This is a genomic window from Loigolactobacillus backii (genome assembly GCF_003946275.1).
Lineage (GTDB): Bacteria > Bacillota > Bacilli > Lactobacillales > Lactobacillaceae > Loigolactobacillus > Loigolactobacillus backii.
Genome location: NZ_RHNQ01000028.1, coordinates 1 through 15304, shown reverse-complemented (window position 1 = coordinate 15304; position 15304 = coordinate 1). Strand labels below are relative to the sequence as shown.

Genomic DNA, 15304 nt, shown 5'->3' with positions numbered 1-15304 from the left:
ACTAAATAATATAATCACGAATAAACTGTTGATCGGCTTGAAAGCGTTCGGCTACTGGCGTTAGCGGCCAGGCAACTTCATTACAGAAAATCAATTGTTCGTCCTTGAAACGCCATAAACTCAAGACATCAATTTGATCTTCTTGCGTTAATTTAGTTGTTATTTTTACAATGTAATGAACAGTGACCGCCTGCTCGTCTTCGGCAAAAATACAATCATGGACAACAAGTTCGTTAATCGTTGCCTTAGGTGCGGCGGCCAAATGGTGTAGTCGTTCTAAATAACGGGTGTAGTTAATATTCTGCCCGTTTAAAACGACAATCAGTTCGTTGCTAAGATATTGTTCCACTTGTTCTAATTGTTGTTTTTGAATAACCTGTTGCAGTAAATTTAGAACTTGTTGTTTCGCTATTTCAGGAGTCACGCCTATCATTTCCTTTTAATTTTAATCCGCTAGATTTAAAATGAAGCTAATAACCCACCGGGAGCTAATTATGAAATCTTTTCAAGCATTTTCAACTTTGAACCTACCCAATTATCAATTACGCTTTTTGAACACCGTGGCCGCTAAGGACATCTTTTCATTGCGCCATGATTCAAGCGTTGCTGCGGCTTCTGGCCGTAACACCGATCAAACTCTTGAGCAAACAATGGTTTATATTTATAAAATGATGACTGGCGTTAGTCGCCAGGACTTTTTAATGTGGGGAATTATGACTAAGGAAACAAACGAATTTGTAGGTTTAGTGCAGCTTTGGAATTTTAATACTAAACAAAACTCAGTTGAAATTGGCTACGAAATTCTTCCTAGCTGGCAGCGGCACGGTATCATGACTGAAATCTTAACCGAATTGATTCACTTTAGCTTCAACGAGCTTAATTTGAAGCAGCTAAAGGCCGTAACTGCAGCCACCAATCAACCCTCCCGTAAACTTTTAGAAAAAGTCGGTCTTAAGCAGGATCCCTCTTTCCACGAAAACACGTATAGTTTAGAAAAACAAAAAATTGAACTAGTTCAATACCTTGCTAACAAACAATAAAGATTAAAAACAGCCGTGTATTGGATTTTGTGCCCACACAAAATAGACATTAGAGCACTTAGGAGGTGCCATGTTTCGAGTTCGCGTACTTCGCGTTAGGAGAATGGACATCCGCCGTGTATAAGATTTTGTGCCCGCACAAAATGGACATTAGAGCACTTAGGAGGTGCCATGCTTCGAGTTCGCGTACTTCGCGTTAGGAGAATGGACATCCGCCGTGTATTGGATTTTGTGCCTGCACAAAATAGACATTAGAGTACTTAGGAGGTGCCATGCTTCGAGTTCGCGTACTTCGCGTTAGGAGAATGGACATCCGCCGTGTATAAGATTTTGTGCCCGCACAAAATAGACATTAGAGCACTTAGGAGGTGCCATGTTTCGAGTTCGCGTACTTCGCGTTAGGAGAATGGACATCCGCCGTGTATAAGATTTTGTGCCCGCACAAAATGGACATTAGAGCACTTAGGAGGTGCCATGCTTCGAGTTCGCGTACTTCGCGTTAGGAGAATGGACATCCGCCGTGTATTGGATTTTGTGCCTGCACAAAATAGACATTAGAGTACTTAGGAGGTGCCATGCTTCGAGTTCGCGTACTTCGCGTTAGGAGAATGGACATCCGCCGTGTATAAGATTTTGTGCCCGCACAAAATAGACATTAGAGCACTTAGGAGGTGCCATGTTTCGAGTTCGCGTACTTCGCGTTAGGAGAATGGACATCCGCCGTGTATTGGATTTTGTGCTCGCACAAAATGGACATTAGAGCACTTAGGAGGTAGTCTAGCATGACCAAGTTATTAGAACGCCTTTTGTTAGGCTTAAAACAAACCGGTCAAAAATTAAATCAAGCCCAAGGAAAACAAACTGCTGCTTTTAGTGCAGCAATCTTCCACGGTAAAAAATTTAATTACGTTTCCTCGCTTGAATTGGCAGCCTTACTGGTTACTGATCACAATACTATTACGCACGCGCTACACCAAATAAGCCCTAACCTGGATATGCCGCTAAGATCAACGGCTAACGGTCTTGATGTGCAGCTATTTGATTAGAGTTGCTTTAAGTACCACGTATCACAAGCTGTATGCTCAGTTCCAGCCAGTGGTTTAGCTAACCTTTTAAAATCATAGCGGGGGTAGATTTGATTGGCAACCTTAAGCTTGGCGAAGGTTTCTAAGTAAACTTGTTGGTAGTGCTGCGCCGCAAAATCCAGCGCTTTTTTTATTAGCTGATTTGAATAGCCTTTACCTCGGGATGCCTTCTGAATATAGAGCTTTTGTAACTCACAGGTACCAAAAGTATGTGCATAGGGTCCAATACCCACGCCACCAACAACTTGTTGATCTTCTTCAAGTACCCAATAAAAGCCATACTCTAAATTTGCGTAGTATTCGGCCAAAACTGTTAATTGCGGATCAAAGTAGGCAGTTCCCGGCAAATTTAATTGATATTCTGCTAAGCAATCCTGAACAAGCTTCTTAACTGCTAGATCATCCTTTGGTTCAATTGGTCGTATTTGCATAGGCATTACCTGCTAACTTTAATTTTAATTTAGTTTTCATACTAGCAAATTTTATGTTGCGACGCAATTCCTAATTATTAAAAAATAGAGCTCGAGGCTGCTACTTTTTTACACCAAATAATTTTAATGGTGAAAAAGGGGTACGGCTTCAGGCTCTATTTTATTTTTAATAATATTTCAATTACGTTATGAGTTTCCATTTTGTTTAGGGACAACTTTTTTAATCAACATTATCTAGAAAAACGTGATAACTTTTTTCGATTTGAAATTCTTTTTCACCGGCTGTTTTAGGTACAAACTGCAGTTTAATATCTGCCATTGCCATGTCAGCATCAGGATCGATTTGATACACACAATTAACCTTGGTCAAATCCGTTTGTGTGGCCAATTCATCCCGCATGATCTGGTAATCTAAGGAAATCAAATCAAGTGTTTGCGTGTAATCTTCTGGGTAAGGCACTAATACCATTGTATCCTTAAGGAAAAAAACATTCCCCTGTTTTAATCGCTTAAAAAAATGTTTGTTTGGCACCGTTAACTGCATCGTTCTCACTCCCTGACTATTCCGTTTATTATTGACATATCATCATACCATATAGTTCGTACTGAAGGAAGAAGTTAACGATTGGATCACCTAGATTTAATCTAACCGCTTTTTCAAGCACTCCCCCAGATTTGATTTGTGCTAAGATGAACTCGTGTTCAAAACTGCCTTAAATCAGCTTATAATTAACTTAATGGCTGCTAAAATATGTGGCCAAAAAATTCTTTGAACACTTTTTAAGTCTACTTCATTTAAGTTAATTATTAGTGAAAAGGAGCAACTACTATGGCAAAAGTAACTTCCATCCCAAAACAAATCGAAGTCTCCGGTGCCCACGTCAATAACCTTAAAAATCTTTCGGTTTCAATTCCACTCAATCAATTCGTTGCAATCAGTGGTCTATCTGGATCTGGAAAATCCTCTTTAGCAATGGGCGTTCTTTACGCTGAGGGTGCCCGGCGATACTTAGATTCGCTTTCAACCTATACACGCCGCCGAATCAGCCAAGTTGGCAAGGCAGATGTTGATTCCGTCCGCCATCTTCCAGCGGCCCTGGCTCTACGCCAGCGGCCAAATGTTCCTAATTTACGAAGCACCGTTGGAACAATGACCGAGAGTTTCAATATTTTACGGCTATTATTTTCTCGCCTTGGTTCACACGTTTCACCAAATGGTCAACGCGTCAAACCTAGCCTACGAGTTGCGGAGGGTTTGACTCTAAAAGCAGGTGATGGAACAACCTTCCAGCCACCTGGTGCCGAAAGCTTCGCGTTTAATTCAACCGGTGCCTGCCCGACTTGCCACGGTACTGGCCAAATTCGTCAGATCATTGCGGCACGACTCATTCCTGATGACCGGCTAACAATTCGCCAAGGTGCTATCGCCTCTTGGAAATTGCCCGGGCGTAACTTTATGCAGTTTGTTGTGCAAACAATCGGTGTTAACATCGACACCCCTTTTCGTGATCTAAGTAAAAAAGATCAGGCAATTGTTTTGTACGGCGAAAAGAAAAAGTACGCTATTAACATTCCAACTTCAACTGGCAAAATCTTTCACATGGATAATGCTCAATTTGAAAATGCGTTTGCTGCGGTAGAAGATAGCCTGGCCACTACGCATAACGAACGCGCTATCCAGCGACTCAACCGTTTTTATGATTTCACTACCTGCCCAACTTGTCACGGCAATCGATTTAACCCAAAGCTTTTACAAAGTCAGTTGGCTGGAAAAAATATTGCAGAAGTGTGTGCAATCGAAATTAAAGATTTACCGGCGTTTGCGGCAACGATCGTTCCCCAATTGCCAGCTAATATGGCCAAGATTGGTACTAACTTGGTTGGTGAGTTTAAAACTAGTCTCGCACCATTACTTGATCTTGGACTAGATTATTTAACTTTAGGTCGTCCGGGCATGACCCTATCTACTGGTGAATTACAGCGAATTCAGCTTAGTCGCACCCTGCGTTCAGAAACGACTGGTGTGCTTTACGTACTGGATGAACCTTCAATTGGACTACATCCCGCCAACGTTACTGGTCTGGTCAAAATTCTTCGTCAATTAGTCGCACAGGGCAATTCGCTAATTGCCGTTGACCACAACACTGGCCTAATTGGCGCCGCTGATCAAATTATTGAGATTGGTCCCGGTGCCGGTAAAAAAGGAGGAACGATTCTTGATCAAGGAAGTGTCGCCGAAATTAAGAAAAATCCCCATTCATTGATTGGTCCCTTTTTAACCGGCAAAACACCCTTAATTACGCGCAAACAAGTCCCTAAGGAACACATATTTGATCAAGGAACGATCAAACTACACGTTAAACGGCGCTTCAATTTGAATAACGTCACCGCTAGCTTTCCAGTTGGACAGTTGACCGCCGTTAGTGGCTTTTCTGGCGCTGGTAAAACCACGCTTATTTTGGACAGCCTACTACCGGCAATTCAGGCCCAGGCACAAGAGCAGCCACTACCACAACACGTTGACCAGTTGGAAAGTGGTGGTATCAAACGTGCAGTGATGATTGATTCAACACCTGTGGGTAAAAACGTCCGCTCAACTGTCGCTACCTATTCTGGTGTTTTTGATAAAATTCGCCAGGCCTTTGCGGCAACTACAACGGCTAAACAACAACATTTTGGTGCGGCCCATTTTTCTTACAATACCTTAACTGGCGCTTGCCCCACCTGTCATGGTACTGGCCAAATTTCGCTGGATGTTCAGTACTTGCCGGATATCGTGGAAACCTGCCCAACTTGTAAGGGAAGCCGCTATAATCCAGAAACTTTAACGGTAAAATGGCACGACATGACTATCGCGGACGTTTTAACATTATCCGTTGATGAAGCCATCCCTAAATTAAAAACTTTGACCAGCGTTGTTAGTCGCCTAAAATCCTTACAGGACATGGGCCTGGGCTATCTAAAATTAGGTGAGGCTACCCCAACCTTATCTGGTGGTGAGGCGCAACGGCTTAAGTTAGTCAGTTCAATGGGCCAGAAACAAATGGGAACCCTTTTTGTTTTTGATGAACCTTCTGTCGGTCTACATCCGTTAGACATTCGTACCTTAATTCACGTTTTTGATCAATTATTAGCCACCGGCGCAACGATCATAACCATTGAGCATGACTTGGACATCATCGCCAACGCGGATTACGTTGTTGATGTCGGCCCTCGTGGCGGTACTGCCGGCGGTAAAATTGTGGCAACTGGTACACCACGTGAGGTGGCCAACCAAAAAAATAGTATTACGGGGCAATACTTGGCCAAACACCTTAAACAATTTGGGGTTGACTAGGGAAGGTTTGAAAAATCGCTTTATTTAGTACTTTCCTGATTAATTTAGTGCAAACGTGTTTGGAAAAAGCAGATTACTGCAATTACCTTATTTCAACTTGGCGGTTTTTGCCTTGCTAGTTCTTGCGGTGAACGAGGCGAACTTAGTCGCGAGCAGTTATGGACTTTATAACTGTGTTCCTTGGTTTCACCACAAGAATAGACAACATCGAAGTATCATAAGTTATTTGCAAAATAGTAGTTAAAATAGCCGAATTACCTTTTTCAAGGGTAATTCGGCTATTTGGGCTGCGATTCGGACTTTGGGTTATCTTAGTCCGATCGACATTCGTCAGCGAAGCCAGTAATAATCCTCAATTGCGAAGTAGAATCTAACCGCTTTTTCAAACACTCTGGTTTAAACGTGTTTGAAAAAGCAGATTCCTGCGGTTAGCTACAACAGCCAAATCACCTTTTTCAAAGGTAATTCGGCTGTTTAGGCTAATCCTCAGAATCTAACCGCTTTTTCAAACACTCTCTTTTTTAGTATCATAAATCACTCTAATTCTATAACGCCGCTATTGCGATCATTAGCGGCAGTGAGACGATTGAAAATAAAGTTGATAAACTCATCAGTTTAACCGCAAAGGCCGGGTCACCGTCGTTTAATAGGGTAAATAAAACAACAATCCCTGCTACTGGGCAAGCTGCCATCGTCGCGGTTGCCAGTAACGCAGTCCCGTGCAAACCAATGACGGCCAGTATTAGTAACGTTAAAAACGGCATAACAATATTTCGCAGTAAAATTCCCGGCCAAATTAAGTGATCGCTAAATAATTCCCGCCATTTAATGCTGGCAATACTATTTCCAATTACCATCATTGAAAGTGGTGTATTGATCCCACTAATATAATTGACCCCTGATTGTAAAATTGTCGGCAGTTTAAACGACGCCAAAAAAACAATCAGTCCAATAACAATGGCAATAATATTGGGATTAGTCAACACACTACGCACCATGTAACGGCGGCTGGATTGATTTTTCTCTGATTTAAATAAATTAATGCCATGGGTCCAATTAAATAAATTAAATACCGCTAAATAAGGTACCGAGTAAAAAACGCCCGCTGAACCAAATAACGCATTAGTTAGCGGTATTCCCATAAAACCAGCATTTGAATAAACTGTTCCGAATTGAAGCGCCGTTCGTTGTTCAGTATTTTTAACACGGTGAAAAGCCAGTCGACCTACAATAATTGCAACAAGATAAGACAACACAGTTCCAACAAAGGCCAAGCTCAATTGGGTTAGCTGATGCACGGAAAAGGGTTGCTCGAACGCTTTAATAATTAAACACGGCGAAACAATGTACAGCAAGATGGCCGTTAAGTCTTTGGAAGTTTGTTCATGGATAAAGCCCACTCGGTTAGCTAAAAAACCAACTGCCATTAATAAAAACATTAAGCTAACCTGATTTAACGATGTTACGAATCCCATTTACTCACCCAATCTTTTTTCTACTATAATTTACTTTATCCTTAAAAAATGATCGCCACTATTTTTGAGATTGTTCTAATTTAACGGTGAATTCTGTTTCAAAAATCAGCATTTAACAACCTTAGCCTAAATATAGCCCAGTACTTGATACTCAAGTGAACATCGGTGTCATAAATTTTGCGTAGGGACTTTGTTTAGGAAAGATCTCAGCAATACTGTTGTAGCCAGTAATTAATAACTGAAGTGTTTTCTGGCCAATCCAATCTGGTGGTAATAAACTCTGCGGTAGAATTGGATCGAGTAAAAACATCGTATTGATATGATTACCAATGTCCAAATATAAATTTAATAGAGCCTGATCATCCCCACTGGCCACAACTTGTGAGGTGTGAGCCATTTTTTCCTTAATCCAAGCATATTCAGTTTGATAAGTTTGGGTCAAAGTTTTTAAATGCCACATTTGAAAGGCCTCTTGCCGCGTTAGGCGCGTTTTAAAAAAGGTTCCTTTCACAACCTTTACGTCACTAGTGACACCAATTTCCTGTGCCAATGCCAAAACATCATTCCCGTAATGCCAAGGTGACACGTAAACCGAGGATTGATATGGTGCAAAACCATACTCCTGTAAGGCCGTTTTAAAGGCCGCTTTTGCCTTACGCTTTTCTTCCGGAATTCGAATGAAAACAAACGTCCAATTCCCATCAAAGGCCATTTGATAATTATTGTATTTTAAATTAATGTCGGATAATCTTTTTTTCCCTTCGGCCGTTAGCGCATAAAGCCCCCGGCGGCGGGAAATAATTCGGCCCTGGTTCTTTAACTTGGATAACGTGTTGCGAACGGTCATCTCCGTATAATTACGCTTAGTGTAAATTGCGACCAAAGTTTTGGCGTGCACTTCCTCACCAACGTCGATTAAATGTAAAATTTGTTTTTCAACTGATTGCATCCATTGTTCCTTTCTAAATCAATTGAAAGAGTGTTTAAAGAATGATTAGCTTGTTCTCGCCTGTTCAAAAATAGGATTAAAAATAATTTTCGGGCAACCAACGAGCGATTCGTAGCCAAATCATCCTTTTTATGTCGCTCTTTTCATTGACAAGTTTTCATTTTTAAATATAATAGTAATTATACTGTTTCGACAAAATATAATTATATTTAGGGTTGTTAGTAACTTACAAAGTATCGTGTGGGTCAGTTAGCTTTCTAACGACTCTTAGAAAGCATTAATAAAAGATTGGCGTTACATCTTATGTTAGTTATTATAAAGGGCTACTTTTAATTTGAAAACACTTTTTAATTATTGGCAGCTACTTAATCGTGAGGGAGACGATTGTTTCACATGAAAAAAACATATATTTACGTCTTAATTTCAACTTTCTTATTCAGCTCAATGGAAATTTCACTTAAATTAGCTGGCAGTGCCTTCAATGGTATCCAGCTTAACTTCTTACGTTTCTTAGTCGGTGGTTTCTTACTACCGTTTGCGGTAAGGGCCTTGCGTAAGCAGAAACACCGATTAGACTTTAAAGACTTAGGTATCTTTTTACTAACTGGTTTAGTTGGCATCGTGATTAGCATGACCTTCTACCAAATTGCTGTCGAGGTCGATCAAGCTTCAACCGTAGCCGTTTTATTCAGCTGTAACCCAATATTTGCACTAATCTTCTCTTACTTAATTTTACGAGAAAAGCTCAGCCGAACAAATTTAATTGCCGTCATTATTTCCCTAATCGGGTTGCTAATCATTGTTAATCCAACCCACCTCACTAATCCAGTTGGGTTAACTCTGGCGATTACTTCCGCCGTTACTTTTGGCCTTTACTCAATTGTTTCACGCTGGGGTTCTATGCGTGGACACTTTAATGGACTTACAATGACCAGCCTTTCTTTCTTGGCCGGCGCACTGGAACTAGGGATTTTAATGGGTCTATCACACGTTTCAGCAATCGCTAATCGATTAAATAGCGTTAATGGGCTTAAATCATTTGCAAACATACCGTTCGTTCAAGGAATTGCACCAAATAATTTATTATTACTGGCCTACATATGTATCGGGGTTACTGCTGGCGGCTTTGGTTTTTACTTTCTTGCAATGGAAACTTCAGACGTTTCAACTGCTTCCCTTGTGTTCTTCATTAAACCGGCGCTGGCACCAATCATGGCTATGATTGTTTTGCACGAACGTATTGTGCTGCCAACCATCATCGGAATCGTTGTCATTGTACTCGGTTCAATCGTTATGTTCTTAGGTAATCGTTACGCTGACCAAGTTAACTCAATGCAGTATCAGGGTATTTTTGCTAAACTATTACGCAAACCTGGTAGCCCAAATGAGTTACAACAAAAGATTAGTGCCGATCGCCAAAAGCTCCGTGACGATGCTAAGCTTACCAAGGAAAAATTAGTAAACAAGTCATCAAATGAAAATTTATCCTAGAGTTGCATTAAAAAACAGGTATGAAGTGATTGTTTGTAAACAAATCACTTCATACCTGTTTTTATTGCCTTATTCTTCAACTTTTTTTCGTTTAACAACAATTTTATCCTTTTTATTTTTAATCTTAACTCGCTGCCCCGGATGCATTTTCAAAATGCCACGTAACGCTACGGGAATGACAATTCGTCCCTTTGCATCTACAATCACTTGGTATTCTTTCATGTTTAATCGCCCCCTTTAATCCTAATAAGATTTAATTTAAGCTTACCAAGATGTGGGAGCCAAAACACGAAATATGCTTTATTTAATTGTCTAGTTAAGTTTTAGCTAATAGGAACTGCTATTCTAGGACCTACTTGACATTTAAAAAGAAACGGGGTAAAGTGTTTTTAAGTTAAAGATAGATGAGATTATTATTAAAACACCGTGATGGGGAGAGTAGCAACTACTTATTTTTCAAGCGAGCTTCGATTAGTGCAAGGAAGTAAAAGTAGGTAATTGTGAAAGTAGCCTCGGAGTGGCGGATGCGACGTTTATGAAGTGTCCGTTGGGAGCGCCCATTATTGCGCCAACGTCTTGAAAAAGTATTTTAATGCTTTCTCAGCACGGGGTAAGGCTATTACTGCGAAGTAATAGTAAATTTAAGGTGGTAACACGCAATTCAGCGTCCTTTAAAAGCATTTGCTTTTAAAGGACGCTTTTTTTATTTGGTCAACCACTAATAATCGCATTCAGATTTGTATTTCGTAATTATATTTGTACCTGCGGCCAAAACATAGGAGGTTTTCGTTTATGGAATTAGAACAAAAAGAACGTCGCTTAACTTGGAAAAACTATTTAATGATTGGTTCAATGCTATTTGGAATGTTTTTTGGTGCCGGTAATTTAATTTTTCCACTGCACCTTGGTCAACTCGCTGGAAATCATTGGGGGTTGGCAACGATCGGTTTTCTATTGTCCGGTACCCTGCTGCCACTACTTTCAATTATCGCTATTAGTATCACACGTAGTGAAGGTATCTACGATGTTGCTCGCCCGATCGGCAAACACTACGCGCTCATTTTTTTGATCCTTGTTCACGCAACTTTGGGCCCGTTATTTGCCACTCCCAGAACGGCCACTGTTCCTTTTGAATTAGGAATTGCCCCACATATCCCGGCAGACCAAACTAGCCTTTACCTGGCCATTTATTCAGCAATTTTCTTTCTGATCACCTATCGTTTATCCAGCCGCCAATCACGTATTATTGATGTAATCGGTCGCTTACTAAACCCACTATTCTTAGTTTTATTGGCAATCATTTTTTTGTTCGCGTTTTTAAGTCCAATGGGACAAGCCAGTCACGCCACCGCAACTACTGCCTACACACATGGTGCACTCACTAATGGCTTTCTTCAGGGCTACAACACGATGGATGCTTTGGCCGGCCTAGCTTTTGGTGTTACTGTTGTTACTTCAATTAAACTATTAGGAACGCATAAACCAAAGAACATTGCCTTGGCCACCGCTAAATCAGGTGCGCTCAGCATGGGAATTGAAGCCTTGATTTATCTCGCGTTAATCCTAATTGGCGCTACCAGTCTAAATCAATTTAAACTATCAGCAAACGGTGGTATTGTCTTTGCCCAAATTGCTAATCACTATATGGGCGCCGTTGGTGACGCTATTTTGGCCACGTTAGCAACGGTAACTTGTATAACCACAGCAATGGGCCTGGTCACCGCCTTTGCCCAAGATTTTCACAAACATTTTCCTAAAATTAGTTACCTAGCCTTTTTACGTTTCACTTGTGGTATTTCCTTTTTGATCGCAAATATTGGCCTAACTCAGATTATTGCTTGGTCAACACCAGTTTTAATGTTCCTTTATCCCTTAGCAATTACGCTTATTATTTTGGCCATCCTATCACCACTATTTAAGCAAAGCAGCTTTGTCTACCGCGTGACCACAATTTTCACCTTAATTCCGGCAATTTTTGACATGATTCACGCTTTACCACCATTATTGGCCCAAACGGCCTTCGCTCGTAGCATGACAGCCTTCGCCACACATTATCTGCCTTTATTCAAATTAGGTTTTGATTGGATTCCTTTCGCCGCCGTTGGTTTCTTAATCGGTATTGGCGGTTATACATTACGAAATATTAGCCTAAACTGGCACCTGAACCGGCAAAATCTAACTGATGAAAATGATACTGACCATTAAAAAGTATTTAGATTCCAGCGTTTGTGTGCAGGTTAAAGGCCTTTTTATAGAGTGGTCCGCCTGCAAGCCCCTATAAAAATAATTTTGAAACAAAGATTACTTGACCCACTTTAATTTAACTCATGCTATACTAAAATCAATATTGATAAGGAAAGCAGGTCCATAAGTTGAAATTACATGTCGGCTCAGAGCCTTGGCAGCGTGCCGCCGCACTATATGTCAGAATGCAGGTCTTCGTTCAAGAACGTCACATTGCCCTAATTGATGAATTCGATCAACACGACACGTCAAAAACATCCTACGCCGTTATTTACGCGGACAATGAGCAGCCAGTGGCCACTGGACGACTACAATTCATTGATGCCGCAACTATCCAACCTGGTCGAATTGCAACGCTTAGCGAGTACCGGGGACAAGGTTTAGGTGCGCAGGTTATTAATGCTTTAGAAGAAGTAGGTCAACACCAAGGCTATCAAAAATCTCTAATTCATAGTGAAAGAACAGCGCAAGGCTTCTACGAACAACTTGGCTACCAACCTGTCTCTGGTACTTTTATTGAAGATGGTATCCCTTGTGTTTTAGTTAGTAAAATATTGTTCACAAAAAAATAAACGGTAACCAACTACTAATTTTTTCGAAATAAGTAGCTAGTTACCGTTTTTATTCAATTAAAAAAACACGAAACCAGAAAACTGATTTCGTGTCATACGTTAATATCAACCAATTAGTCATAAAAATTAACTAATATCTAGATTTATGTCAGTCGGTTAAAATTCACGCTTGCGTTTGAGACCAACTAAGCCGAATAATGCACCCATTGCGCTTAAGAAACCTAAAGCAGCAAGGTTATCATTTGCTTCGCCAGTTTGTGGTAATGCAGCAGCGGTAACGCCATTTTTAGCAGCCTGATATTGTTTACGAGTTGTTGTAGCTGGAGTAGCAGCCGTTAAGCTTGTTGTAACAGGAGCAGAAGCGTTCTTCTTGGCAGCAACAGTTACTGCAGCTGCACCGTTATTAGCAACTGTTGTAGTGGTATTACCTGCAACTTCTGTACCTTTAGCAGCCGTAGTAGTTGCGGCGCCCTTATCAGCGTCAGTACCTGTTGTAGTGGTTGTAGTGCCACCCTTATCGCCATCAGTGTCTGTGGTAGTTGTACCACCTTTATCGCCATCGGTAGTGGTACCACCCTTGTCAGCATCTTCTGCAGCTTTGGCAGTAGCCAATTCAGTCTTAGCCGTTGCTAAAGCAGAGTTAGCTGCATCTAATTTAGCCTGAGCATCTGTTACAGCTTGTTTAGCAGTTGTTACTGCAGTAGCATCTGTATCAGCAGCAGCCTGTGCATCGCCGTATGTCTTCAATGCCTGATTATATGAATCTAAAGCAGCCTTAGCGCTTGTCTTAGCCGTTGTGACAGCAGTTGTAGCAGTAGTAACTGCCTTCATATCATTGTTGACAACAGCCAAGTTACTGGTTTCAGCACCAACAGCAGTTCCAACAGCAGCAATAGCCTTATTCAAGTTATCCTTTGAATTAGCTACTTCTGTCTTAGCAGCTTCATAATTATCAATTGCAGCTTTAGCATTTGCTTGTAAAGTAGTAAATGCAGCTTTGTCTTGACCTAATGCCTTAATAGCATTGTTGTAAGCAGCTAAATAAGAATCAGCATTTTCTTTGGCTAAGTTATACTTAGTTTGAGCCGTCTTAAGGGCATTATTAGCAGCTGTAACAGCCTTAGCAGCCGTACCAGTTACTGCAGATTGAGCATCATACTGCTGAGTAGCCAATTTTTGTGCAGCATTAGCCTTCGTTAATGCATCAGCAGCAGCAGCTTGTGCAGCCTGTGCAGCATCACGAATTGCAGCATCCGTTTTACCATTTTGCATTGCAGTAGCTAACTGGCTTTCAAGATCGTGGTAATTAGGATTGTTGGCTGGGTCAGCTTCTGCTGCGGCCATTGCCTGTTGAAGGTTATTTACTACCGCTAAGTCTTTAGCAACAGCGCTACTCTTTTGTGTTAAGTCAGCTTGTGCTGAATCTGCAGCTGATTGAGCTTTATCAACATTAGTATTAGCTTGTTGTAAATTCTGCTAAAGCAGTAGAAGCGTCCTTTTGAGCAGCAGTGGCTTGGTCAGCTGCCTTTTGAGCATCACCGACAGCAGTTTGAGCCTTGTTTGTAACGGTGTTAGCAGCTTCAAAGTCACTATTAGCCTTGGTTGCGGCAGCCTGATCGTCTGAAACGTTTTGGATCTGTGCAGTCTTATCAGTATAGCTTTGACTTGGTTGGTTAACGCCATCTTTTTGAGTATAATATTGTTGTAAACCAGTCGTTGCATCGCTAAGACCATCACTTGCAGTAGCAAAACGTTGTTGCGCATTAGATTGTTCATTTTGCTTGTTAAGCGTGTTCTGATGTAAGGCACCTTGTGCATTTTCAGCAGTATTGAGTTGACCTTGTGCGTTATCTTGTGCCTTTTGTGCATCAACAACTTTTGAAGTCTGTTGTGAGGCAGCAGCGTTAGCAGCGTCTACACTATCCTTAGCATCTGAAGCAACCTTCGCTGAATCAACAGCAGCTGAAGATGCAGCCGAAACATTAGTTGTTGCGTTCGACACGTTTTGTGTTGCAGCAGCCTGATCACCAGTAGCCTGATCTACTTTATCCTGCGCTTGTTCTGTTGTTGGTGCAGTCGTTTGTGCGTCTGTCTTTTGTGAAGCGGCATCTGCATCTGGTGTTGTAGCAGCATGAACTGCTTGTGTATTAGCGACAGCAGTTCCACCTAAAGCTAATGTACCAGCAAATGTAGCAGCAGTAACAAGTTTAGCAACTTGTTTGTTCTTTCTAACCATAAAAATCTCCTCCTAAAAAATAATTAAGCTATAATAATGACAATAATTTGAGCCACATTAGACAAAATCTATATCATAATAACTCAAACTACCCCTATTGAAACTATACGATATCTATCTAAAAAAATCAATATTATGTTCACAAAGTCTTCACAACTTTAATAAATTTCGTCAAATTTACCGTCGCTATGGACTTCATAGTCATGAATTTGTTGTAACTGGCCCGTATTATTTTGAAAACCACCAACTTCGTACACTAGACTTTCAGTATCATCACGCTTTTTTCCTAAGAATTGATACTGATCTACATTTGTTTGTGTCTGCGTTCGCTCGTAATAGTGTTGCACAATGTACACTGCCCTTTTACGGGTCTCTGTCAAATCGTATTGGTGGAGATTTTGAACGGCACATTCACTTCGGTGAATGTGCTTTTTGTTTACTCAT

Annotated in this window: 15 protein-coding genes and 1 other annotated feature; of the genes, 6 read left to right on the top strand and 9 right to left on the bottom strand. The window is 40.9% G+C overall.

Annotation, left to right across the window (positions count from 1 at the left end; all coding sequences use genetic code 11):
- Position 1: 1 nt before the first annotated feature.
- Positions 2-424 (bottom strand): hypothetical protein, encoded by a 423-nt coding sequence (locus EKM61_RS06505; protein ID WP_082918467.1) that lies wholly within the window; start codon positions 422-424, stop codon positions 2-4.
- A 70-nt stretch (positions 425-494) separates the two neighbouring features.
- On the opposite strand from EKM61_RS06505, the gene EKM61_RS06500 reads away from it, so the two are divergent.
- Entirely contained in the window at positions 495-1040 is a 546-nt protein-coding gene (locus tag EKM61_RS06500) for a GNAT family N-acetyltransferase (protein WP_068222124.1), read from the top strand.
- Between the two features lie 782 nt (positions 1041-1822).
- Positions 1823-2086, top strand: coding sequence for a hypothetical protein (locus EKM61_RS06495; protein ID WP_068222121.1), 264 nt, complete (start codon positions 1823-1825; stop codon positions 2084-2086).
- On the opposite strand, the gene EKM61_RS06490 is transcribed toward EKM61_RS06495, so the two are convergent.
- The gene (locus EKM61_RS06490) at positions 2083-2556 is read right to left on the bottom strand and encodes a GNAT family N-acetyltransferase (protein WP_068222118.1); all 474 of its coding nucleotides are present in this window, start codon (positions 2554-2556) and stop codon (positions 2083-2085) included. The two genes, EKM61_RS06495 and EKM61_RS06490, sit on opposite strands and share 4 nt — an antisense overlap.
- A gap of 220 nt (positions 2557-2776) precedes the next feature.
- Entirely contained in the window at positions 2777-3100 is a 324-nt protein-coding gene (locus EKM61_RS06485) for a hypothetical protein (protein ID WP_068222115.1), read from the bottom strand.
- Between the two features lie 285 nt (positions 3101-3385).
- On the opposite strand from EKM61_RS06485, the gene EKM61_RS06480 reads away from it, so the two are divergent.
- A complete protein-coding gene (locus EKM61_RS06480; RefSeq protein ID WP_068222111.1) occupies positions 3386-5893 on the top strand; it encodes an excinuclease ABC subunit UvrA in 2508 nt (835 codons plus the stop codon).
- Positions 5894-6438: 545 nt separating this feature from the next.
- Here EKM61_RS06480 and EKM61_RS06475 read toward each other — a convergent pair.
- Both EKM61_RS06475 and EKM61_RS06470 read right to left on the bottom strand, forming a co-directional pair.
- Entirely contained in the window at positions 6439-7368 is a 930-nt protein-coding gene (locus EKM61_RS06475) for an AEC family transporter (RefSeq protein WP_068376540.1), read from the bottom strand.
- Between the two features lie 151 nt (positions 7369-7519).
- Entirely contained in the window at positions 7520-8317 is a 798-nt protein-coding gene (locus EKM61_RS06470) for a PaaX family transcriptional regulator C-terminal domain-containing protein (protein WP_068222103.1), read from the bottom strand.
- Positions 8318-8710: 393 nt separating this feature from the next.
- Here EKM61_RS06470 and EKM61_RS06465 point away from each other — a divergent pair, with 393 nt between their 5' ends.
- Positions 8711-9808: a DMT family transporter gene (locus tag EKM61_RS06465; protein ID WP_068376537.1), complete on the top strand. Its 1098-nt coding sequence runs from the start codon at positions 8711-8713 to the stop codon at positions 9806-9808.
- A 69-nt stretch (positions 9809-9877) separates the two neighbouring features.
- Here EKM61_RS06465 and EKM61_RS12030 read toward each other — a convergent pair whose 3' ends face one another.
- On the bottom strand, positions 9878-10030 hold the full coding sequence (locus tag EKM61_RS12030; RefSeq protein WP_156519978.1) for an AbrB/MazE/SpoVT family DNA-binding domain-containing protein: 153 nt from the start codon (positions 10028-10030) through the stop codon (positions 9878-9880).
- A gap of 195 nt (positions 10031-10225) precedes the next feature.
- Positions 10226-10483, top strand: a binding site (T-box leader).
- Between the two features lie 117 nt (positions 10484-10600).
- On the opposite strand from EKM61_RS12030, the gene brnQ reads away from it, so the two are divergent.
- Together brnQ and EKM61_RS06455 are read left to right on the top strand one after the other, a co-directional pair.
- Complete coding sequence (brnQ, locus tag EKM61_RS06460) at positions 10601-12013, top strand: branched-chain amino acid transport system II carrier protein (RefSeq protein ID WP_068279730.1); 1413 nt, start codon at positions 10601-10603, stop codon at positions 12011-12013.
- 167 nt (positions 12014-12180) lie between these two features.
- Positions 12181-12624 carry a GNAT family N-acetyltransferase gene (locus tag EKM61_RS06455; protein WP_068222086.1) on the top strand — a complete coding sequence of 148 codons (444 nt, stop codon included), beginning with the start codon at positions 12181-12183 and terminating at the stop codon, positions 12622-12624.
- Positions 12625-12780: 156 nt separating this feature from the next.
- Here EKM61_RS06455 and EKM61_RS06450 read toward each other — a convergent pair whose 3' ends face one another.
- From EKM61_RS06450 to EKM61_RS06440, 3 genes are all read right to left on the bottom strand, one after another.
- The gene (locus EKM61_RS06450; RefSeq protein ID WP_068222083.1) at positions 12781-13968 is read right to left on the bottom strand and encodes an LPXTG cell wall anchor domain-containing protein; all 1188 of its coding nucleotides are present in this window, start codon (positions 13966-13968) and stop codon (positions 12781-12783) included.
- A 112-nt stretch (positions 13969-14080) separates the two neighbouring features.
- Positions 14081-14860 (bottom strand): hypothetical protein, encoded by a 780-nt coding sequence (locus EKM61_RS06445; protein WP_068222080.1) that lies wholly within the window; start codon positions 14858-14860, stop codon positions 14081-14083.
- Between the two features lie 158 nt (positions 14861-15018).
- A complete protein-coding gene (locus EKM61_RS06440; RefSeq protein WP_068222077.1) occupies positions 15019-15207 on the bottom strand; it encodes a hypothetical protein in 189 nt (62 codons plus the stop codon).
- Positions 15208-15304: the final 97 nt, after the last annotated feature.